Source organism: Peribacillus sp. R9-11 (assembly GCF_031345095.1).
GTDB lineage: Bacteria > Bacillota > Bacilli > Bacillales > DSM-1321 > Peribacillus > Peribacillus butanolivorans.
Genome location: NZ_CP133763.1, coordinates 3,984,128 through 4,006,977 on the forward strand (window position 1 = coordinate 3,984,128; position 22,850 = coordinate 4,006,977).

Sequence of the window (22,850 nt, forward strand, 5' to 3'; positions counted from 1 at the left end):
TGTGTTATATGCAAGAAATAATCAGCGGAAAAGATTCCCGCTGATCACTGGGCATTTATTTCATTTTTTCAACCATTTTTAAAATCAAAGCGGATGAATGAAGCGCCGCCGTTTCTAAGAACTTATCAAAGGATATATTCGACTCCTTGCCAGCGATATCTGAAAGGGAACGAATGATAACAAACGGTGTTTGGAATTGGTGTGCTACCTGAGCAATAGCTGCCGCTTCCATTTCCACCGCGTATAAATCTGTAAATTTCCCTCTGACGAATTCAACCCGAACAGGATCATTCATGAAAGAATCTCCCGTCACGATCAAACCTTTCGCCACTTGAATATCTTCAATTTCTTTCGCCGCTTCTTCTGCGATAGCAAAAAGCTTCTCGTCCGGGATAAATGCTGCTGGCAATTGCGGTACTTGACCGTATTCATAGCCAAAGATTGTCACGTCAACATCATGGTGGCGCACTTCTGTTGAAATGACCACATCCCCGACATTAAGCGCTGGATGATAACCTCCTGCAGATCCTGTATTAATGACCGCATCCGGTTTGAATTTTTCTAAAAGAATGGTTGTGGACATCGCAGCATTCACTTTACCGATTCCCGATTTAAGTAAAATGACCTCAATTCCGTTCAGTGTCCCTGTGTTGAATTCGGATCCGGCAATCGTAACCTGCTCCAAACCTTCCAATTTATCACGTAAAATCGTAACTTCTTCTTCCATTGCTCCGATTATGGCTACCTTCATTAGTAAAAACCTCTTCCTATAATTTTTCAGCCTCCATAATCCAGACAAATTGATTGCAGCGCTCAAAGTTCACTTTAAATCCATGTGTTTCAAGTGCTTTTTCTAAAAAAGGAATGGTCGTATAATATTCCGTTTGCAAATCGTTTGCCAAATTATGAAAGCCTGCATGCTTTGCATCTTGAATCGCTTGTTCATGCGCGTCTCTCGATTGATACATTGTATCCGCAAACACTATTTTACCACCTGTATTCAGTAACTTTCCATAGTTCGCTATAGCTTTTTCTTTTTCTTCATCGGTTAAATGGTGAAAAGCGTACGTACTCACAATCGAATCTACTTGTTTAGGCTCCGGAAAATCCATAAAATCACCATCGATAATTTCTGTTTTTCCCCTTAACTTGCTAACCGCTACTTCCCTCATTGCTGGTGACGGCTCAATTCCAGACACCTTAAGACCTTTCTTCAGCAGCCTTGCCGTTAAATTCCCGGTCCCTACCCCAAACTCCAGCACATGACCGTGAGCCCGACTCGTGACGCTGTCTAATATGTTGTCATAATGTTTAAAAACCTCTTGATATTCAATATCGTGTCCACCGACGGTATCATCATACGATTTCGACCATTCCTCAAATAACTCTACAAATTCTCTGCCCATTTTAATCACCTTTTTATGATAAGATAATAAAACCTATAAGCATAATATGAAATGAATCTAAGAACAGTTCTTATTTTTTAGGCAAATCTATCATTCAAGTTCAGATTCAATTCATTTGGTGTTAAACTAACACTATTAAAACGTTGGAGGAATACAGAAATGAATTTTCAACTTGACTTAAACTTATTCGAAGATAAAATTGAATTTTTTGAAGCAGAAAGCATCAAGAACCTAGAAGAAAAAATCCAATCACAAATCGAAATCAATAAAGCGATCATGCTTCAAGTCCACTCCGTATCGCACCAAATGTATGTCAGTGAAGAGGGCAGAAGATTTTACAGTGCAGTCGTTCACTTTAAAGCCAAAAAGTAATCTTTATTATCAATGAAAAACCCCCGAAAAGAGGCATTCTTTTCGGGGGTTTTTCATTTTGAAGATATATTCATATAAACTCTGACTTTTATTTCTTATCGTTCGTCTTCAATTCTTCAACCTTTACGGGCTTCCAACCTGATCCGTCTACCCATTCAATATAAACGCGGAAGGTTTTAGGGTTGTCCCCTTCTGATACGGTACCGATTGCAGTGTTAGATGATCCGCCGTTTTGAAGCCACCACAGTCTCATGTTACCTTGGTCAATACCTGCTCCATGAGCAATGGCTTTACTCATTTCATTCCAATCAACAGAGTTCTTTTGAAAGCTTGTTGTGTGTTCACCGGATTGCTCTGTGCCAACTGGTTTCCAGCTCTCGCTCGTGTATGTTGTCGCGACATTGCCATCTCCGCTTCCTTCCACCTCGACAAGCTTAGCGTCCTCTGCTTTATCTGTATCTGTGTCTGTGTCTGTGTCTGGATTTGTGTCTTTGTTTGTGTCTGTGTTTGTGTCTGTGTTTGTGTCTGTGTTTGCGTCTGTATCAGTGCCATCTTCAGTATTTTCTTCTGTACCTTCTTCAGTTGCTTTGCTATCCTCGTCTTCATCTTCCTTAGTCAAATCAGTATCTTCTTCTTTGCCAGCAGGTTTATCCACTTTCTTCTTCGCATCTTTTTCAACGGTCTGCTTTGGTTCAGTTGTAGCTTTTTCTGTATCAGTGCCATCATCACTTAAGAAAATAGAGACGGCGACAATGACAATAAGAATCGAGACAACGGTGATTGCGATATTATATATTTTATTTACTTTTCTTTTTTGATCTCTCTGATTGTATCTTGAGCCCAAGGTCCATTCCTCCCTTACCATTTCGTCCTGCCTCATTTTAACATGATTTGGCTAGAGATAGAAGGGAAGGCTTTCCTAGACTTTTCGTCAATTCTTGCACTAGTCCTGGTTCTTGGAGTACATAACTTTTACAATATCTGAAAAAAGAGGCGTCATGCTGGCACTATCTTCTTTCGTTTCAAAACTGACTGTAACCAATGCATATTTAGGATTTTTATAAGGGAAATAGCCTGCAAACCATTTATTGAGCTCCCCTTTTTCAGTTTTCGTCTGCGCTGTTCCAGACTTGCCTGCGACCTCTACAGGCAAATCCTTCAAGGAAGCGCCAGTCCCTTTCTCTTCGGTTACGACTTTCCGTAAAAGATGCTGCAGCTTCATTGTTGTATAGGGAGAAAGGGAATTTCCATCCATACTTTTATTTGGAAAGCTTACAACGGTCGTACTGTTGTTAAATTCAACCTTTGACACGGCTTTAACCTGTTCTTTCTTACCGCCGCGGGCAATCGTCGCCATCATGTTGGCTATTGCAAGCGGTGTCGTTTGGACATCCTTCTGACCAATTGCTGTTTGGGCAATCATTTTAGGGTCCTTTTTTAAATCGTCATCATGCCAGACCTTCCCTTGTTGTTCATGATACAGTTGAGTAACTGCTGTATGATACACATCTCCCTGCCATCCTGATTCGCCGGTTAAGCCTAACATTTTCGCATATTTATCCAGATAGTCAGGATCTTTCACAGCGATTTCCTGTGACAACTCAGCAAATGTCCTGTTACAGCTTTGAGCAAAGCTGTTTTCAAAATTAAGCATGCCCAGACCCCTCTGTTTATCTGTTTTTCCGTCAATCGTCAAATTACAATTGAATGTTCTTGTAGGACTAGCTGCTTCATAATCAATTGCAGCAGCAGCTGTGACCGTTTTGAAAACGGAACCTGGCGTTTTTTGAGTTAGCATCATATTGATGGCTCCTTCGCCATTCGGATCCTTTATATCAAGTGCTGGACGTGATACCATGGCTACGATCTCACTTTTTTCTATATCAATCAGTACGAGACCCCCTTTTTTTATTCCGCGTTCGTCAACAAGCTTCTCCGCTTTTTCCTGGATTTCTTTATCAATCGTTGTTACAACCTTCACTGGGTAGAGCGGGTTTGCAGGTTCTACGTATTTTACATCCACACCGAACATTGGACCGCCAGTGGCATCTACATGAAAAACGAGTTTTGATTCTCCTGCTGAAAGCAAGAATTCGTCAAAGGTTCTTTGCAGTCCAGTATTGCCGATCTTCGTTTCGGCAGCTAGTTCCACATCCGGGTAACGCTTTTTCTTTTCGGCATCTGATATATTCGTCGTGCCAATCAATTGCGCTGCCGGAGTTTGATCGTGATATAGCTTTTCTTTCACAGCAAAAACCCCAGGGATCTTCATTTCATTGATAGCCTTCGATTGGCTGGCCGTTAACTCAATCGGTTTATCTCCGCCAAAAACAAATGGTTCATCCGATTCCGCAATTGCCCTTTTCAACTCCGATTCCGGTCTGCCGATAATCGAGGCAATTTCTTCTATAGGCCATGTCATTTTGTTCAAAAACGGAAACAGCACAAGGGTTGGAATCTCTTCATGGGCAAGCGGCTCTCCATTTCTGTCATAAAACTTCCCCCGTCCATCATCAATCTTTAAAATCTGCGACCGCTGGTTTACACTTGCTTCTATTAAATTCACATCATGTTTAGAGAAAGATTCTGTCGATACAAGTTGGATGTAGGCAAGCCTGCCTATAAGCATTAGCATCAAAGTAGCCAATACAATAGCCAGCATCCTCATTCGTTTCTTTTTCATAAAAATACACCTCGTAACCATTGTTGACGAGGTGTGAATTTTTAAACAATTATGAACAAATTTAAAGTAGCTTGAATTTCTACTTTCATTCAACTTATAGAGAGACTAACATGAAACCGACAAAAAGAGGATGCCCTAAGGGGCATCCTCTTTAAATGTCATTAGCTAATAGAAACGATTTTGACGCTCATTTCGCCGCCAGGTGTCATAATCGAAACCTTGTCGCCGACTCTTTTTCCAATTAAGCTTTTGGCAATTGGTGAATCATTTGAAATTTTCCCTTCGAATGGGTCCGCTTCAACGCTACCCACGATAGAATAGGTTTCTTCGTCACCGTTTGGAAGTTCTACAAACGTTACAGACTTTCCAAGTGAAACTGTATCTGTATTCGAATCATTGCCTTCAATGATTTTTGCATTACGAATCATGTTTTCGATTGTAGTAATACGCCCTTCAACAAATGCCTGCTCTTCTTTTGCGGAATCGTACTCTGAGTTCTCAGAAAGATCTCCAAAACTGCGGGCGATTTTAATTCTCTCTACAACTTCTTTTCGTTTAACTGTTTTTAATTGTTCCAGTTCCTGTTCAAGCTTTAACTTACCTTCTTTAGTCATTGGATATTCTTTTTCAATTGCCAAAACCCTTCACTCCTTCTAATTCTTTACAGCAAGCATTCGCTGTGACAAGTTTATGTACTATATAGTTCTTAACCCTAAAACTTGAATCAGATTTATAAGTGCACGCCTTTAATAAAGCACACGCTTTGATACTAAGAAACAAACTGTTCCTTAGTATATAAACCGACTGCATTGAGCAGCCGGTTCGTTCTGTATCAAGAATAGAGTATTGCGTTTTCCAACATTTGTCCAGTCTTTCCCAATAAATAAATGGGATTTTTATAAAAAACGAAGGAAAATGGCACCTATCATTATTTATGCTATGTTATTACAAAAAAGACTTTTGTTCAAGGATTGTTTGAATTTTTGTCACCATAAGGTCAATCGCCACATGGTTTTGACCACCTTCAGGAATAATAATGTCCGCGTAACGTTTTGTCGGTTCGATGAACTGATTGTGCATCGGGCGAACGACACTGATGTATTGATCGATGACAGAATCTATGGAACGGCCGCGTTCTTTAATATCTCGCGTCATTCGGCGAAGTATCCGCAAGTCTGCATCAGTATCTACATAGAGCTTCATATCCATCAAATTTCGAAGGCGCTCATCTTCCAGCACCAGAATCCCCTCAAGAATGATAACATCCTGTGGTTCAACGGTGATGACTTCATCTGAACGTGTATGAATCGAATAATCATAAACAGGCTTTTCTATCGTTTCATAGCTTAGCAACGCATTAAGATGCTCGATTAACAAATCATTGTCAAATGCAAGCGGATGATCATAATTTGTTTTCAATCGTTCTTCAAACGGCAGATGGCTCTGATCTTTATAATAATAATCTTGTTCGATCATCAAGATTGAATGCCCTTGAAAGAATTCAAAAATTGAACGGGTAACACTTGTTTTACCTGACCCTGATCCGCCGGTAACTCCGATTACTACTGGTTTTTTCCCTGTCATGTTAATTCTCCTTCCGCATCATATTGTTCACATATACTTGCTTATCTACTTGAATGCGGACAATTTGAAGCGGATGGCGTGCTGCGTCCAACTCATTACCTGACTCATCCCAGATCGTGCCAATTTTTTGAGTGAAGTTTTCGATTTCCGGTCCGAAAAATTCCACTTCATCGCCAGGCTTGAAGAAGTTACGCTGCTGCAGGGTGACGATTTGAGATTCTTCATTGTAATCAAGTACCAGTCCAGCGAAGTCGAAGCGAGTCTTTACGGTATGATTCCCGAACATTTGCTGTTTATACCCAGGAATTTCTCCCTCCATGAACGCTGATGCTGTCTCGCGGTTCGCACATTTGTCCAACTCTTCCAACCATTCTTGCTTAATCTTGAAATTATCCGGATCGGCACAATACGCATCAATCACCTTACGATAGACACTGACTACTGTAGCGATATAATGAATGGACTTCATCCGGCCTTCGACTTTTAAGCTATCAATGCCAATTTCAATCATGCCAGGCAAAGATTCAATCAATTTCAAGTCTTTCGGACTCATTGCGAATGGAGCATCTTCTTTATCAAATAAAGCTTTTTCCCCGTCTTGATTTAATTCATATAAATCATAATCCCAACGGCAAGACTGGCAACAGCCGCCTCGGTTCGAATCACGTGCAGTCATATGGTTTGAAAGGGTACAGCGACCAGAATAGGCAATACACATTGCACCGTGAACGAACGCTTCGATCTCAATATCGACTTTCTCCTTCATTTCACGGATTTCCTCAGCACTTGTCTCACGTGCTAAAACAACACGCTCCAGACCTTCCTCTTTCCAGTACTGAACAGCCTTCCAATTCGACAACGACTGCTGTGTGCTTAAATGGATTTCAACGTTAGGAGCAACCCGCTTACAAGTTTCAATGATTAATGGATCAGCAACGATAATTCCATGAACTCCGGCATCCTGAAGGCCTTCCAGATATTCTTCAAGTCCATCGATATTTTCATTATGAGCGAAGATATTCGTAGTCACATATACTTTAGCACCATATTTTTTAGCGAATTCGACGCCTTCCTTCATTTCCTCAAAAGTGAAGTTACCGGCATTTGAACGAAGTCCGTATTCCTGTCCGCCAATAAACACGGCATCTGCGCCATAATGGACAGCTATTTTTAATTTTTCCAGGTTGCCAGCGGGAGCCAGCAATTCTGGTTTTTTAACAATGACTCTCTTTCCATCAACTATTTTGGAAATTTTATTAGCAATAGCATTCAAGGCTATTCCTCCTCTTTCTCTTACCCTTTTCTTTAATAAACCGATTCTTTAAAGAAGAATCCTGTATCCAACTCACGGTTTTCCGGCTGAATCGCTTTAACCTTTTCATATAGTTCTGTTTTCATATCATCATAACGATCCGTATCTTCTACACATACATCAATCGCTTCACGATATAATTTTGTTATTTCTACGATATACTCAGGCGTTTGTAACACCCCTTCAATTTTCAAAGAATCAATATCCGCTTCAATTAATTCCTGAAGTTCATCAATCATGCACATATCGTTCGGACTCATGATATGCGTTCCATTTTCGTCTTCATAAATCGGATATTTATTTTCACGTTCCTTGTCATGCAGGAACATACTTTTTTGTTCCTTCCGATTTTCCACTTCTAACGCTTTGCCTTGGTATTCGAAATAGTTACCTAGCAGTGTGCGCTTCGATTGGAACATGCACGTCATTCCATGGACCTGCACTTCAATCTCGACTTCGGCATTTTCCTTCATTTCAACAATTTCGTCCAAACTTATTTCACGAGCAGCCAAGGCACGGACAGCACCGCGTTTTCCCCAATAATTACACGTGTACCAGTTCGTTACCGTCATCTCTGTATTCCAGTGCAACGGCATATCCGGCGCTACAGCTCGAACGGCCATTAGGACAGCAGGATCTCCGAAGATAATCCGGTCGGCCCCTGCTTCCTTAAGGAAAACGACATATTCTTCAAGCTCGTCCACTTTTTCATTATGAAAAATAGCATTCATAGACACGTATACTTTTTTACCTGCTGCATGTGCAAGTTCAATTGCTTTCTTGACGTCCTCACGTTTGAACTCCCCTGCTAGACGAAGCGCATAACGTTGTTCCCCGATAACGAATGCATCAGCACCCGCATCGATAAGCGCTGTAATATGAGTGACACTTGTCGGAGTCACGAGTAATTCAGGCTTTTTCATTTTTGTCACCTCTATGTTTACTTATGGCCACACCATCACCAATCGGCAGAATTACTGTATCGTAATGTGGATGGTTGTGTAACCAATTGTTAAAGTCTCTAATTTTTTTTATAAGAGCACGTTTTCGTCTCGTCATTTCCATTTCTTCTATGTTTTCAGCAACCAAGCCTTTAAATAATACATTATCAGTAATAATAATGCCAGCATCCTTCAGGAATGGCTCAAACAGCTCAAAGAAGCGCTTGTACTGCCCTTTAGCTGCATCAACAAAGATGATATCAAACGGACCATGTTCTTTTACTAGCGGCCCTGCTTCAAGGGCATCCCCTTCAATAAGGGTAATCCGTTCCAAAAGGTCAGCCTTAGCAAAATTAGCTCTCGCTTGTTGAATTCTAGCTTCATTCCGTTCAAGTGTGACGATACGTGCTTCTGGCAAGGTTTCAGCCATTCTTATAGCCGAATAGCCAATCGCTGAACCAACTTCCAATATCGCCTGCGGTTGATGAAGCCTCAAAATCTGGAGTAGCACCTCTATACCTTCCGGCTCCATGATCGGCACATTATTTTCCAGTGCAAAATCCTCTAACTCCTTAATTAAACCCGTACGTTCCGGGATTAAGGAATGAAGATATTGTTCTATTTTTCCGTTCAAGACATTTCCTCCAATAATAAGAAAAACGAAAGCGCTTTGGTTGGTTCAAGCAGAAGATGGGCTGGACCGAAAGATAATCAGTACCTTTCAAGTGCCATCATCTTTACACAACATGCTGAAACCAGTATGCTTGACGATCTATATTTCCTTATCTTTCAAAATAAAACCCGGCAATCGCCGAGTTACAGTCATCGATAAAAATCGGATCTGAAATTTCACTTTTACTATTCTATCATAAAAACAAGGGGAAAGTAATATCCCTCCCCCCTAGTCGCTTTAGCTATCAGCTATTATTTATTGGTAATATGTTCTGCCTTTTTATTATTGTGATCTTCCAACGTTTTCGAATAAAGAACTTCTCCTTCAGGTGTTGCCAAGAAGTATAAGAAATCTGTCTTCTCAGGCTTTAACACCGCATCAATCGATGTCGTTCCGGCATTGGCAATCGGACCCGGCGGCAACCCTTTGTTCTTATACGTATTATACGGAGACTTCACCTCAAGGTCTTTGTATAGCACCTTACTTTTATGTGAACCTTTTGCATACAAAACGGTCGGATCCGTTTGTAGCGGCATATCTTTCTTGATACGATTATAGAAGACGGAAGCAATTTTCCCACGGTCTACCTGGGCAGTTGCCTCTTCTTCAACAAGCGAAGCAAATGTCAACATCTGGTGAACAGAATAATCTTTTTTGTTCATCTGAGTTTCATATGCCTGCAAGGTCTCTTCCGTTTTCTTCAGCATCTCAATTACTACTGCTTCTAAAGACGGTTTTTCCTCATAAAAGTCATAGGTCGCTGGGAATAGATACCCTTCAAGCGGATACAAAACATTTTTATTCTCAATCTCCGACGTTAACAGCTCCGGAAATCTCTCTTGCATGGAATTAACGAACTTTTCACTATTCAATTTCTTAAAAATTTCTTTTGGATCTTGATCCGTCTTCACGGCAATGATATCAGCAATCTGAATTAGCTGCTTTCCTTCTGGAATCGTTATTTTCATGGTCGCTTCTTTCATAAGTTTCCCGGTTTTGATGCTAGTCACAATATCTTGAATTGGCATGGATGGTGATAATTTATACTCCCCTGCCTGAAAACCGGATTCATTACGGAATTTAATATAATATTTGAATACACGGGCGTCCTTGATTATCCCCTGCTCTTCAAGCAATGTTGAAATTCCATTCACGGAAGAACCGATTGGAATCTTCACTTTCTTAATCGTGTCATCGTCAGGATCAACTGGCTTCATGGCTGAGTTGATATATAAAAAGCCAACAAGACCAACTATCCCGATTAATAAAACTAGCGAAGCTATCGTAATCATGATAATTTTACGAACAAGCCTTGCTTCTCCTTGCTGTTCTAACAATTTCATTCGAATATGTTCCTTTTTTGATAACTTATGATCTTTTTCATCCATTTTCATTCCCCCTGCAAACTCACACCAACTACATAATAGTTCCTAGAAGATGCTTTCTCTAATTAGACTTTGCTTCGAATATTATACTAAAACCAACAAATAAATACATGTTTTTTGCAAAACTACATTCGTTATTACTCTATTTATGGCAAAATCGCACTAGTTTTGTCAATATACAGGTGTTATTTAATAGGGAATTAGTGATATTTTTTAGAATTAGCTGTAATAGACTTTCATGAGATTTTCTTCGAATACGATTGGTGTTTCAGACATTTGATAAAATAAAAAGAATATTTATGTGGTTATGCTACTATTAATTTTATGATAAAGAAAGGTGTGAAGGAGTTGGATAATTCTTATTTTGTTGGTTGGGGGACACTAGCACTCATTAATGCCGGGCTTGCTCAAGGTAAAAATAGAACGGCTTTGAATTGGTTCATATTATCATTATTTTTAGGTCCACTCGCCACTTTTATTCTTTTGTTTGTGGAGAAAAGATAAGGATTTTTTGGTACATAATGAAAAAAACTGACCTTGGTTTAAGGTCAGTTTTTATATATATATTATTCTTCTTCAGCTTCTTCTTGGTCAAGGAATGTGTTTAACATTTCTTCGACTAGATCCCATTCTTCTTCTGTTTCGATTGGTGCAAGTTCACCATCTTTATTATCTTCGCTTGGTGTGAATGATGAAGCGTGGATTTCAATTTCTTCCTCTTCATCTTCAGCAGACATCGGATAGTAAAGTACATAAGATTTGTTAAATTTATCAGAATCGAATGTGAACAGGATTTCGCAAAGCTGCTCGTTTCCGTTTTCATCTACTACTGTAATGTTGTTTTCGCCGTGTTCCATTTGTATTCACCTCATATTGAATTTGTTTGTCTGTCCAAGAAACCTTGTAGAATCATGACAGCCGCCATTTTATCAATGACTTTCTTACGTTTGCTTCGGCTCACGTCCGCCTCAAGAAGAACACGTTCAGCCGCCATCGTTGTCAACCGTTCATCCCAGAGAAACACTGGCAGCTTGAATTTGTTTTCTAATCGCTTGGCGAAATCTTGGCTGATCTCACCGCGCGGTCCAACGGTTCCGTTCATATTTTTGGGTAAACCGAGGACAATTTTAGAAACTTCATGTTCTTTTATTATTTCATTGAGACGTTTAAAGCCGAAGTCATTTCCAGCTTCGTTAATTTTGATTGTTTCCAATCCTTGTGCAGTCCAACCCATCGCGTCACTCACGGCAACGCCGATAGTCTTTGAACCTAAATCAAGTCCCATTGTGCGCATTAGTATTCCTCTCGATGGTTCTTAAGATACGATTTAACCAATTCTTCAATGATCTCATCGCGTTCAAGCTTACGAATAATGTTTCGAGCATCCATATGGCGCGGGATGTAGGCCGGGTCACCAGATAATAAATAACCGACAATCTGGTTAATCGGGTTATAACCTTTTTCCTGAAGTGCAACATAAACTTGAGACAATACTTCCTGTACATCTCTTTCGAATGGTTCTTCGGGAAAATTAAATTTCATCGTTTTATCAAAGGAACTCATTATCATGCACCTCTCCTCAGCGTCCAGAATCCATTATTATCTTCATTGTACAACACTTTTCATTGATTATGAAATCGTTAAGACCCATTCTTCAACAAAATTAAGTGCTGCATCCAATTTTTCTGGGTCTTTTCCACCGGCTTGTGCCATATCTGGTCGGCCGCCGCCGCCTCCACCGCAACGAGATGCGACTTCTTTAATTAATTTACCGGCATGGAAACCGCGTTCGATATAATCCTTCGTAACTCCGGCAATCAAATTGACTTTATCGCCTTGAGCCGATCCTAATACGATAATGACAGAATCAAGCTTTTGTTTCAAATCATCTGCCATAGCACGCAGATTATTCATGTCAGTAGCTTGAACTTTTGCCACTAATACTTGTACACCATTAATTTCTTTTACGTTAGAAACAAGGCTTCCTGCTTCAATATTACTTAATTTTGCAGTCAAGCTTTCATTTTCACGATGAAGATCTTTCACTTCCGCTAAAACTGTTTCAATTCTTGAAGGTACATCTTTCAAGTTTGTTTTCAATTTAGCAGCTGCGTCTTTTAATACACCGATTTGGTCCGTCATCAATTTGTATGCTCCTGCTCCTGTTACTGCTTCGATCCTGCGTGTACCCGCACCGATGCCGCTTTCAGAAACAATTTTGAACAAGCCGATTACCGCTGTATTCGGGACGTGAACACCGCCGCAAAGCTCAAGACTATAATCACCAATTTGAACGACACGGACTATCTTGCCGTATTTTTCGCCGAACAAGGCCATCGCGCCCATTGCTTTTGCTTCTTCAATGTTTTTATAATCCGTATTCACTTGTAAGCTTTGCCAAATTTTTTCATTTACAATCGTTTCAATCTGTTCAATCTCTTCTGCTGTAATCTGACCGAAGTGAGAGAAGTCAAAACGAAGACGCTCAGCTTGTACCAGTGAACCAGCTTGGTTAACATGTGTTCCTAGTACATCTTTCAAGGCTTGATGTAAAAGATGTGTCGCCGTATGATTTTTCGTAATATGGATGCGGTTTTCTTGATCTACCGCAGCAACAATTTCAGTGTCTGTAGTCAAAGTACCGGCTACAACAGTTACACGGTGCAGGTTTTGGCCATTTGGTGCTTTTTGAACATCATGTACATTCACTTTAACGGATTCACTAGCCATCGTTCCTTTATCAGCTATTTGTCCGCCGCTTTCTGCATAGAAAGGTGTTTGGTTCAGAATCACCTGAACTTCTTCGCCTTCTTGCGCTTCTGTTACAAGCTCGCCATTTTTCACGATTGCCGCAACTTTTGCATCAACTGCCACCTGATCATATCCGACAAATTCACTTCCAACTTTAATGTCGCCTAATACTCCACCTTGAATCTGCATGGAATCCACATCTTGACGAGCAGAGCGAGCACGTTCACGCTGTGCTTCCATTTCTTTTTCGAAGCCAGATTGATCAATCGTCATGCCTTCTTCTTCCGCATATTCTTCCGTTAATTCGATTGGGAAGCCGTATGTGTCATACAAACGGAATGCATCGCTACCTGGAATGACTGTGCCGCCTTTTTCTTTTTCTTTTTTGATGACTTCAGAAAGAATAGCTAGTCCATCATGAAGCGTTTCATGGAACCGTTCCTCTTCATTCTTGATTACTTTCGCAATGAATTCTTTATTAACGAGAACTTCTGGGTAGAAATCTTTCATGATTTCACCAACCACTGTCACAAGCTCGAACATGAATGGACGGTTAATGTTGATTTGCTTCGCATAACGAACCGCTCTACGAAGTAGGCGACGTAGCACATAGCCGCGACCTTCATTGGATGGAAGTGCTCCGTCTCCAACAGCAAATGCTACTGTACGTATATGGTCGGCAATGACTTTAAATGCCACATCATTTTCTACATCGACACCATATTTCACATCAGAAATTTCTTCAACAGCTCTAATAATTGGGATGAACAGGTCTGTATCATAGTTTGTCGCCACATTTTGCACGACTGAAGCCATACGTTCTAGACCCATGCCTGTATCAATATTTTTCTTCGGAAGCGGTGTATAAGAACCGTCAGGATTATGGTTAAATTGAGAGAACACAAGGTTCCAAACCTCTAAATGCCGTTCATTTTCGCCACCTGGATATAGTTCTGGATCATTCGGGTCATCACCATATTCTGGGCCACGGTCATAGAAAATCTCCGTATTCGGGCCACTTGGACCTTCACCGATGTCCCAGAAATTCTCTTCCAAACGAATGATTCTTTCAGCAGGAACACCGATTTTTTTATTCCAAAGCTCAAATGCTTCGTCATCTTCCGGGTGGATTGTCACCGCTAATTTCTCTTTGTCAAAGCCAATCCATTTTTCGTCGGTCAAAAATTCCCATGCCCATGTGATTGCTTCTTCTTTGAAGTATTCACCAATTGAGAAGTTACCAAGCATTTCGAAAAACGTATGATGACGCGCAGTTTTCCCCACGTTTTCAATATCGTTTGTACGAATTGCTTTTTGTGCATTTGTAATTCTTGGATTTTCAGGGATCACCCGTCCATCAAAATATTTCTTTAACGTTGCTACCCCAGAGTTAATCCATAGCAATGATGGATCTTCATGAGGAACCAATGACGCACTTGGTTCAATGTTATGGCCTTTTTCACTAAAAAAATCTAAATACATTTGGCGGATTTGAGCACCAGTTAAATACTTCATCTATATATCCTCCTTTAAAATTATGTAATTTTGAGCACACAAAAAACTCCCATCCCAAAAACAGGGACGAGAGTTAACTCGCGGTACCACCCTGATTATGGACGTAGAAAAAGCCTTCGTCCATCACCTTCATAAAAGCCTTAACGCGGCATGACGGCAGGTATTAGCTGCTCTCCGGACTAGCTTTCTGCTGCTCTTCACCTTGAAGTCCCTTTCAGCCAGGGGGACCCCTCTCTTTTAGATGGACTTCAGCATACTTCATCCTTCAACGAATTATCTTATGTAATGGATTATATTCACAAGACTTTTATTTGTCAATAAGGGGCGGCCTCTTTCTGAAGTGAACACGGGCATGAAGCACAAAAACTTTCAGTACAGCCAAGATAGGGATTGAAAGTACCATTCCCGTAATCCCGCCTATTTCACCTCCAGCTACCAATGCAAGCATGATGAAAAGTGGGTGCATATGGAGGCTTTTCCCGACAATAAGAGGTGACAGAATATTCCCCTCAAGAAATTGAAGCACAAGCACGATAACTATTATAATCATCACCATTTTCACAGATATTGTGGCGGCAATTATAACCGCAGGAATGGCCCCGATAATCGGTCCAAAATACGGTATGACATTGGTTATTCCGATAATCGCTCCTAACAACAACGGATATTGCATTCCGACTATCCAAAAAAGAATGGATGAGATCACTCCAATTGCAACACAGACGATAATTTGCCCGCGGATATACCCACCTAGGGAAGCGTCAACATCCCGTACGAATGCACGTCCCTGCTTGCGCCATTTTTTCGGGGTCATATACCAGGCCATTTTTTTTAACGCAGCAAAGTCTTTCAGGATATAAAAAGCAATGAAGGGAATAAGCGCAATCAGAACAACAAAATCAAACAGCTTCATCGCATACTCCATTGCTTTTTCCGGCATACCTTTTAGCCAGCCTTCGAAAAGAACGACCCCTTCTTCAAACCTTTCATGTATCCCGAAAGGCCAGGCCGCCGTTTGATGATTGAGCCTGTCTACCCTGCCTTGATACTGCTCGACCAGCTCAGGAACACTTTCTGACAGCTCACGCACCTGACTAACCATCACCGGAATGCCTTTATAAACCGCAAATCCAATGCCTCCAAAAAACAGCAAGTAAATGATTGTAATCGAAAGCCAGCGATGCATACCTTTCTTATTTAAAAATTCCACAACAGGGTGCAATAAATAACTGATGAATGCACCAATGAGAAAAGGCAGCAGTACTGTTACACTTATAGTTACAGCCGGTCCCCACATAGGCTTCAGTTTCATAAAAATATATATAACAAAAAATAAGAGCAATAAAAAACCAAGCCTATAAAACCACTTGAGACGAATACTCACAAAATCTACACCTCCCGCTCGTTTATTCTTCGAAAGGTGAGAGGTTTTCATACATAAAAAAGAGTGCCCTTAGCATCAGGACACCCATTCCCTTTAAAGTAATGATTTTATTCTTTTGCGTATTTTTTTGATACTTCGGTTAATCATTTTTGTGTTCATCATGTTCATAAGACCATTACGTGAACGTCTAGCCATTGCAAGCACCTCTTCCGTTAATTACATGCTGAAGCGGCGGTCATTTTCCTCAAACAAGTCGTCTAATGAGCTTAAACTTCCATCTTCTTCGACCTGGTGCGTATTAATGATTCCCTCAGAAATGGTCATTTCAATAAAACAATTCCAACAATAATATTGATTTACACCAATCTTCCCAACATCTTTACTGCGGCAATTCGGACAATTTATTTCCAAAATGGACACCTCACTGTTCATAAACTGAAACAATGATGGTATCCTTCCCTAATGTAGGCGGCTGTTTAGATTCAATCACTGTCGTCTCTGAGAAAAAACCATCTGTTGTTTCATACGCTATAATCGTGCCCATTTTTTCCCTAAAATATACATCCTGCAGTAAACCGAGCTCCTCGCCCATTTCTGAAAGAAGCATTCGTCCCAATACTTCATCCTTTGTTAGCCAGATGGAATTATCAGGCACCTTCTTTGGGGTTGACTCCTGTTGTATGATGACAATCCCATCCGGACCATATGAAGAAATATCGTCCAGAGTCAAATGAAAAGATCTCTTAAACAATGCTTGTTGATGAATGACCAAACCTGTTACCTGACCCGCTTCAGAAATAGATAAATCATGGACCGTGCCGATTCTTTCTCCTTTGATAGTAAAAACCGGCATTCCTTTCAATACAGAAAACGTCCGCAAGGTCATCCCGCCTTTCCGAACATTTTTATTATTTCTTTCATCTCGTAAATAGATGTGCTGAAAGGTTTTCCATTGTTGAATCATCTTAGAAAACTAAAGTTTCAGGCATAAAAAAAAGACCGGTTTCCCGGTCAAATCTACCTTACCATCCACGGCTAGAACCTCCGCCACCGGAGCTTCCTCCGCCACCGCCTCGTGAGCCTCCGCCTCCACCTCCGCCTCCGCGACTAATGAACATCAATAGGATATTGATGATAATTTGAAGGAAAAATCCTTTAAACAATTTGGCATCGAGGATGAACAAAATGATGACCACAACGATGATGAGAAAAATCTGTAAACCTGATGGCTTAAAAGTTCCTGTATCTGTCTGAACGGAAAGATCTTGATAAAACTCGTCACCTAAATTATATTCCTCGGTGACCTCGTTATAAACAGCCTTATAGGTTTCAGTCAGAGCAAGATTGTAATTACCTTCTTTCAGCTGAGGGATTGCCACATTGTCCAAAATCTGTCCTGATTTTATATCAGTAATGGCACCTTCTAACCCGTACCCCACTTCAATCCGGATTTTCTGCTCCTCTTCGGCCAGAACAATGAGGACTCCGTTATTTAGCTCTGCATCCCCGAGCTTGAATTTCCTAAATGCTTCGACCGAGTATTCCTCTATTTCAGAGCCTTCCATTGAGTCAACGGTCAAAACAGAGATTTGTGCTTTTGTAGCATCATCTAATCGTTTTCCCAATTCTATAAGCTCTGATTTTTCCTGATCATCGAGGACTCCAGCAAAATCCTGGACATAAATATCTCCAACAGGTTTCGGAATGTTAGGTTCTGCTGCGACTACGTTTGCTAAATTGAAAGTGAAAATAAAAAATAGCGCAAACACAGCGAGTTTTTTCATTATTTATCGCTCCCGAAATCAACTTTCGGCGTTTCTTTTTCTTGATCAGTCACTTCAAAATATGGTTTTACATCGAACCCAAATGCGCTAGCCATCATATTCTTTGGAAAGCGTTTAATGGTCTTGTTATACGTGGTTACTTCGTCATTATAGTCCTTTCTTGCGACGGTCAATCTATTTTCTGTTCCTTCTAAACTATCCATAAGGCCCTTAAAGTTCTCATTGGCTTTCAAATCCGGATAGTTCTCGACGACCACCAAAAGGCGGCTTAACGCCCCACTCAGTTCTTGATCTGCATTAATGGCATCTTCCGTTGAATTAGCACCTGCCAACTTTGAACGTGCATCACTGACCGCTTTAATGGCTTCAGTTTCGTGCGATGCATAACCTTTTACCGTTTCCACAAGATTCGGAATCAAATCTGCTCTTCGTTTTAATTGGTTATCTACCTGTGACCACTTATTGTCGACGTCTTCATTGGCACTTACAAGACCATTGTAAGAAGAAACCCCATATATGACAATTAAAACGACAACAACTAATCCTATAATCCATCCCTTTTTCATCCAAATCCTCCTTACTCTTTCTGCACATATAAACTATATTTTATATTAGTTCCACTAAAACTATGAATTTTAAACAAAATTTATCCAAACCAGGTAAAGAACCAGACATTAATCTCCACCTACATAAAATCATAAGGTGTGACATTACCCATCCCAATCATCGGATCTTCATGCATCAGTATGTCAAAATAACTTTCCTCTTGCATTGGCAACTCTGCAGATTCAGCTGGCATTTCTTCATCATTCAAAGTTTCACGAAGTTTTTCAAGTAATGTAGTTTTCCGGCGCATTTCATCATTGCGCTCGATACCTAAACGGAAAGCATCTTCTTCACCACAAAGTATCAAGAAATTCTTGCTTCGGGTAATCGCTGTATACAATAGATTACGTCGGAGCATCCGATAATAACTTTTTACAACAGGCAAAATCACAATGGGAAACTCGCTTCCCTGCGATTTATGGATTGAACAGCAATACGCGTGGGTAATCTGGTTCAAATCCTGCTTCGTGTAAGTTACTTCAATGCCTTCAAACGATATAATGATCTTATCGACATGATCAGTATTTTCCTTCGCAAACAAAATTGACACGATTTCACCCATATCACCGTTAAAGACGCCTTCTTCCGGCTGGTTCACCAGTTGAAGCACTTTGTCTCCCGTTCGGTAGATCACGTCTCCAAACTTGATTTCCCGCCGCTTTTCATTCACATTGCTATTAAACACTTCTTGCAGCATTTTATTCAACGCATCAATCCCGGCAGGTCCTCTATACATCGGGGCCAGCACTTGAATATCTTTGGCAGTGAAACCCTTCGTCCTGGCATTCGCAACAACTTTCTCAATAACCTGAGCGATTTGGTCAGTCTTACAGCGAATGAACGATCGATCTTCCTGCTGCTTCGTAACATCATTTGGAAGCCGGCCTTTTTTTATATCATGGGCCAATTCAATGATTGATGAACCATCCGCTTGACGATAAATATGCTCAAGACTGACAGTCGGCACACAATTCGAAGCAAGCAAATCCTTTAGCACCTGTCCCGGTCCGACTGAAGGCAGCTGATCTTCATCACCAACTAAAATCACTTGGCAATTTTCCGGCAAGGCTTTAAACAATTGATGAGCTAACCACGTATCCACCATAGAAACCTCATCAATAATGACAATGCGGCCTTCTAACTGATTATCTTCATCATGGGAAAAGCCTTCACTTCCGTTCCATCCGAGCAAGCGGTGAATCGTAACAGCGGGAAGACCCGTCGATTCAGCCATGCGTTTCGCTGCACGTCCAGTAGGTGCCGCAAGCACAAACGGGAACGGATCGCTGCCCTCTTTTTTATAATCGTTAATGTCCATAGATACACCATGAAGTTCGGCATATAACTCGACAATCCCTTTGATAACCGTTGTCTTCCCCGTACCAGGTCCACCCGTCAAAATCAACATAGGCGACTGCAGGGCTGTTTGTATCGCCTCTTTTTGAGCTGAGGCATAGGAAACATTTAGACGCTCTTCCAGCTTACCAAGTGCCAGTAAAAATTCCGATTCTGGGAACTGGTCTTCATACTCGGTTTGTGCTAGCATCCGCTTGATGTTCATAACAATTCCCTTTTCAGAATAGTAAAGGGATGGCAGGTAAATTCGTTGATCTTCGACAACGATTTTCCCCGCCTCCGTTAATTCGATTATTTCCGAGGAAATGTTTGTGAACTCAATTCGATCGCGCTTATTCTCCTCAAGCAGCCGCTTGACAGCTTCCAACAGCTGCTCAGCTTCTATGTAGATATTTCCATCCTGCAGACATTGTGATTCTAGTGTATATAAGCACGCAGCCTTGATACGATCAGGATGGTTACCGGAAATGCCGAGCTGATGCCCAAGCTCATCCGCTCGCCCAAAACCAATTCCTTCGATATCCTCCACAAGCTTATATGGATTTCCCTGAACCATGGTGATTGTATCATGCTTATACATTTGATAAATCTTCATAGACAGCTGTGGACCAAAGCCATATTGATTAAGAGCAATCATTACCTGTTCCAGACCTTGATGTTCGACTAAAGTATCATAGAGACTCTTCGCCTTTTCCCCGGATAGCTTCGGAATATCATCAAGTATGGAAGGCTGAGCCAGAATTTTAGAAATTGCCTTCTCCCCGAGTGTTTCGACAATGCTTTCGGCTGTTTTTTTCCCAATACCTTTGAACAGTTCACCAGATAAATAACTGACGATTCCTTCCTTGGATTGGGGCAAATCCTTTCGAAAATGCTCGACATGAAATTGAAGACCAAAACGTTGGTGCTCTTTCATTGCTCCATAAAAAATATACGTCTCATCCTCATGCATCCTCGGAAAATAACCCGTGACGACCGCTTCCTTCTCGTCATAGTTCAAATTCGTTTCATTCACACGGATTCTTACAACCGAGTACATATTTTCTTCATTATGAAAGATCGTCACTAAATGACTTCCTTTCATAAACATTTTCTCTTCTGCAAACAAATCCATCGAATCTTGCTGGCTCAACGCTTCTCCCCACCCTTCCATACATATGTCGTCTATTTATTCAGCATTCATTTCTTCCATCAATTTCTTACCGTGTGCCGCCAACATATGGTCTGGCTGTGCTTCCAATGCTTTTTCAAAATATGTTATCGCAGCTTGCGGATCTTCACGGTACCCTGCAAACGCAACCCCTAAATTATAATAAGCATCCGCATGGTCTGGATCCTGTTCAACCACTAAATTCAATTGATTGATCAATTCATCATACAGTTCCGCATTTGCTAGGCAAAGCGCATACTGGAACCTTGCATCCACATCCTCAGGACTCAATTCCACCGTTCTCTGTAAATAAGGCATAGCCAATTTCGGTTGATCTAACGCCATCAACGTCAATCCAAGCATAAAGTAAGCATCGCTGTTCTCAAGACCCAAACGGATTGCTTTTTCAAACATATCTTTCGCTTCGACTAATTTAGAATCTAATTCGTAGTATAAGTTCCCTAGCGAATAATAAGCTGCCGCTGCATTTTCATCAAGCTCAATCGCCTTTTTATAAAACTTGATGGCTTTTTCCGTTTCACCGACAGCTGTAAGTACATTTCCAAAGTTTATGTATGCAACCGGCTCCTTCGGGTTTTCTTCTATAGCCTCATTAAAAACTTTAGCCGCTTCTTCGTATTTTCCTTGTTGCATAAACTCAATACCTTGTTGATTTTTATCCATGATCATTCACGCTCCATTTTTATATTAAAAAGTATAGCATAAGCTAGCAGTGTAATTCAGACGATGCTGTTCACAATCCAAAAGAAGTCCCCAACCGCAAACACAGCTGGGGACATGATTATTTTACCCTACGTAAGTCAGTTTTTCACCTTTTTTAAATACTTCATCAATCGTACCGCCACCTAGGCATACGTCGCCATCATAGAAAACGACTGCTTGTCCAGGTGTAATCGCGCGGATTGGCTCGTCAAATATGACTTCGACATCGCCACTTTCCAATACTTTCACCGTAACGCCGCTGTCCTCTTGACGGTACCGGAATTTTGCCGTACACGTAAATTCCGCTGCAGGTTTATGTTCCGCTACCCAACTGACATTCACAGCATTCAGGGAATTGGAATAAAGCACATCGTTATCAAAGCCTTGACACACATATAAAACATTGCGCTTCAAGTCTTTTCCCGCAACGAACCAAGGCTCGCCGCTGCCGCCAATACCAAGACCGTGACGTTGCCCGATTGTGTAATACATCAAACCGTCATGCTTACCCATTACCTTGCCTTCCATCGTAACCATATCACCTGGTTGTGCTGGAAGATAATTGCTTAAAAATTCTTTGAAATTGCGTTCCCCGATAAAACAAATACCGGTTGAATCTTTTTTCGTTGCCGTTGCTAGACCCGCTTCTTTCGCAATTTCACGAACTTCCTTCTTATCAATGTGACCAAGTGGGAACATGACTTTTTCCAATTGTTCTTGAGTAAGCTGGTTCAAGAAGTACGTTTGATCTTTATTATTATCGACACCGCGAAGCATTTTATATTCGCCATCTCTGTATTCAACCTGTGCGTAATGACCTGTTGCTACATAGTCAGCACCAAGGCTTACCGCATGCTCAAGGAATGCCTTGAACTTAATTTCCTTGTTACACATTACGTCCGGATTCGGCGTACGGCCTGCTTTGTACTCATCCAAGAAATACGTAAAAACTTTATCCCAATATTGCTTTTCAAAGTTGACTGCATAATAAGGGATACCGATTTGATTACAAACGGCAATCACATCATTGTAATCTTCCGTTGCTGTACAGACTCCGTTTTCATCTGTATCGTCCCAGTTTTTCATGAAAATACCAACTACGTCGTAGCCTTGATTTTTCAATAGCAGGGCTGACACAGAAGAATCGACGCCTCCTGACATCCCAACGACAACGCGGGTGTCTTGTGGTGCTTTATTCATTCTGTCACCTCATTTATTTAAAGAA

Annotated in this window: 24 protein-coding genes and 1 other annotated feature; of the genes, 2 read left to right on the plus strand and 22 right to left on the minus strand. The window is 40.9% G+C overall.

The window, feature by feature from the left end:
* Positions 1 to 55: 55 nt before the first annotated feature.
* Positions 56 to 751, minus strand: coding sequence for a 5'-methylthioadenosine/S-adenosylhomocysteine nucleosidase (gene mtnN / locus RE409_RS19375; RefSeq protein ID WP_053347040.1), 696 nt, complete (start codon positions 749 to 751; stop codon positions 56 to 58).
* Positions 752 to 767: 16 nt separating this feature from the next.
* Entirely contained in the window at positions 768 to 1,406 is a 639-nt protein-coding gene (locus RE409_RS19380; RefSeq protein WP_309557901.1) for a class I SAM-dependent methyltransferase, read from the minus strand.
* 159 nt (positions 1,407 to 1,565) lie between these two features.
* Between RE409_RS19380 and RE409_RS19385 the strand changes: the two genes are divergently transcribed.
* Positions 1,566 to 1,778, plus strand: coding sequence for a DUF2536 family protein (locus tag RE409_RS19385; RefSeq protein ID WP_053347042.1), 213 nt, complete (start codon positions 1,566 to 1,568; stop codon positions 1,776 to 1,778).
* A gap of 88 nt (positions 1,779 to 1,866) precedes the next feature.
* On the opposite strand, the gene RE409_RS19390 is transcribed toward RE409_RS19385, so the two are convergent.
* From RE409_RS19390 to mltG, 8 genes are all read right to left on the minus strand, one after another.
* The gene (locus RE409_RS19390) at positions 1,867 to 2,622 is read right to left on the minus strand and encodes a YrrS family protein (protein ID WP_201253737.1); all 756 of its coding nucleotides are present in this window, start codon (positions 2,620 to 2,622) and stop codon (positions 1,867 to 1,869) included.
* Positions 2,623 to 2,721: 99 nt separating this feature from the next.
* Positions 2,722 to 4,461, minus strand: coding sequence for a peptidoglycan D,D-transpeptidase FtsI family protein (locus RE409_RS19395; RefSeq protein ID WP_309557902.1), 1,740 nt, complete (start codon positions 4,459 to 4,461; stop codon positions 2,722 to 2,724).
* A gap of 161 nt (positions 4,462 to 4,622) precedes the next feature.
* Entirely contained in the window at positions 4,623 to 5,099 is a 477-nt protein-coding gene (gene greA / locus RE409_RS19400) for a transcription elongation factor GreA (protein WP_056528546.1), read from the minus strand.
* A 307-nt stretch (positions 5,100 to 5,406) separates the two neighbouring features.
* Positions 5,407 to 6,045: a uridine kinase gene (gene udk / locus RE409_RS19405; RefSeq protein ID WP_201185905.1), complete on the minus strand. Its 639-nt coding sequence runs from the start codon at positions 6,043 to 6,045 to the stop codon at positions 5,407 to 5,409.
* 1 nt (position 6,046) lies between these two features.
* Positions 6,047 to 7,318 carry a peptidase U32 family protein gene (locus RE409_RS19410; RefSeq protein ID WP_201185906.1) on the minus strand — a complete coding sequence of 424 codons (1,272 nt, stop codon included), beginning with the start codon at positions 7,316 to 7,318 and terminating at the stop codon, positions 6,047 to 6,049.
* Between the two features lie 32 nt (positions 7,319 to 7,350).
* Positions 7,351 to 8,280: a peptidase U32 family protein gene (locus tag RE409_RS19415; RefSeq protein WP_201187959.1), complete on the minus strand. Its 930-nt coding sequence runs from the start codon at positions 8,278 to 8,280 to the stop codon at positions 7,351 to 7,353.
* Positions 8,267 to 8,932: an O-methyltransferase gene (locus RE409_RS19420; RefSeq protein WP_201185907.1), complete on the minus strand. Its 666-nt coding sequence runs from the start codon at positions 8,930 to 8,932 to the stop codon at positions 8,267 to 8,269. Before RE409_RS19420 ends, RE409_RS19415 begins: the two co-directional genes overlap by 14 nt.
* A 290-nt stretch (positions 8,933 to 9,222) precedes the next feature.
* Positions 9,223 to 10,359, minus strand: a complete 1,137-nt coding sequence (mltG, locus tag RE409_RS19425) for an endolytic transglycosylase MltG (protein ID WP_397444119.1) — start codon at positions 10,357 to 10,359, stop codon at positions 9,223 to 9,225.
* A gap of 321 nt (positions 10,360 to 10,680) precedes the next feature.
* Here mltG and RE409_RS19430 point away from each other — a divergent pair, with 321 nt between their 5' ends.
* A complete protein-coding gene (locus tag RE409_RS19430) occupies positions 10,681 to 10,860 on the plus strand; it encodes a hypothetical protein (RefSeq protein WP_201188180.1) in 180 nt (59 codons plus the stop codon).
* 62 nt (positions 10,861 to 10,922) lie between these two features.
* Here RE409_RS19430 and RE409_RS19435 read toward each other — a convergent pair whose 3' ends face one another.
* From RE409_RS19435 to mnmA, 12 genes are all read right to left on the minus strand, one after another.
* The gene (locus tag RE409_RS19435) at positions 10,923 to 11,213 is read right to left on the minus strand and encodes a DUF1292 domain-containing protein (RefSeq protein ID WP_201223603.1); all 291 of its coding nucleotides are present in this window, start codon (positions 11,211 to 11,213) and stop codon (positions 10,923 to 10,925) included.
* Between the two features lie 11 nt (positions 11,214 to 11,224).
* Positions 11,225 to 11,650, minus strand: coding sequence for a Holliday junction resolvase RuvX (gene ruvX, locus RE409_RS19440; RefSeq protein WP_053347052.1), 426 nt, complete (start codon positions 11,648 to 11,650; stop codon positions 11,225 to 11,227).
* The gene (locus RE409_RS19445; RefSeq protein ID WP_034311358.1) at positions 11,650 to 11,919 is read right to left on the minus strand and encodes an IreB family regulatory phosphoprotein; all 270 of its coding nucleotides are present in this window, start codon (positions 11,917 to 11,919) and stop codon (positions 11,650 to 11,652) included. Before RE409_RS19445 ends, ruvX begins: the two co-directional genes overlap by 1 nt.
* Positions 11,920 to 11,985: 66 nt before the next feature.
* Positions 11,986 to 14,622 carry an alanine--tRNA ligase gene (gene alaS, locus RE409_RS19450; RefSeq protein WP_201253739.1) on the minus strand — a complete coding sequence of 879 codons (2,637 nt, stop codon included), beginning with the start codon at positions 14,620 to 14,622 and terminating at the stop codon, positions 11,986 to 11,988.
* 59 nt (positions 14,623 to 14,681) lie between these two features.
* Positions 14,682 to 14,900, minus strand: a binding site (T-box leader).
* Between the two features lie 29 nt (positions 14,901 to 14,929).
* The gene (locus RE409_RS19455) at positions 14,930 to 16,057 is read right to left on the minus strand and encodes an AI-2E family transporter (protein ID WP_207198811.1); all 1,128 of its coding nucleotides are present in this window, start codon (positions 16,055 to 16,057) and stop codon (positions 14,930 to 14,932) included.
* Between the two features lie 165 nt (positions 16,058 to 16,222).
* Entirely contained in the window at positions 16,223 to 16,438 is a 216-nt protein-coding gene (locus tag RE409_RS19460) for a hypothetical protein (RefSeq protein WP_053348138.1), read from the minus strand.
* Positions 16,428 to 16,970: a PRC-barrel domain-containing protein gene (locus tag RE409_RS19465; RefSeq protein WP_242489061.1), complete on the minus strand. Its 543-nt coding sequence runs from the start codon at positions 16,968 to 16,970 to the stop codon at positions 16,428 to 16,430. The genes RE409_RS19460 and RE409_RS19465 overlap by 11 nt, the downstream gene beginning before the upstream one ends.
* A gap of 58 nt (positions 16,971 to 17,028) precedes the next feature.
* The gene (locus RE409_RS19470) at positions 17,029 to 17,790 is read right to left on the minus strand and encodes a TPM domain-containing protein (RefSeq protein WP_309557904.1); all 762 of its coding nucleotides are present in this window, start codon (positions 17,788 to 17,790) and stop codon (positions 17,029 to 17,031) included.
* Positions 17,790 to 18,356 carry a LemA family protein gene (locus RE409_RS19475; RefSeq protein ID WP_201185915.1) on the minus strand — a complete coding sequence of 189 codons (567 nt, stop codon included), beginning with the start codon at positions 18,354 to 18,356 and terminating at the stop codon, positions 17,790 to 17,792. Before RE409_RS19475 ends, RE409_RS19470 begins: the two co-directional genes overlap by 1 nt.
* A gap of 119 nt (positions 18,357 to 18,475) precedes the next feature.
* Positions 18,476 to 20,884 carry an SF1B family DNA helicase RecD2 gene (locus tag RE409_RS19480; protein WP_057219079.1) on the minus strand — a complete coding sequence of 803 codons (2,409 nt, stop codon included), beginning with the start codon at positions 20,882 to 20,884 and terminating at the stop codon, positions 18,476 to 18,478.
* Positions 20,885 to 20,920: 36 nt separating this feature from the next.
* On the minus strand, positions 20,921 to 21,586 hold the full coding sequence (locus tag RE409_RS19485) for a tetratricopeptide repeat protein (protein WP_201223599.1): 666 nt from the start codon (positions 21,584 to 21,586) through the stop codon (positions 20,921 to 20,923).
* 123 nt (positions 21,587 to 21,709) lie between these two features.
* Entirely contained in the window at positions 21,710 to 22,825 is a 1,116-nt protein-coding gene (gene mnmA, locus RE409_RS19490; RefSeq protein WP_053347059.1) for a tRNA 2-thiouridine(34) synthase MnmA, read from the minus strand.
* Positions 22,826 to 22,850 lie beyond the last annotated feature (25 nt).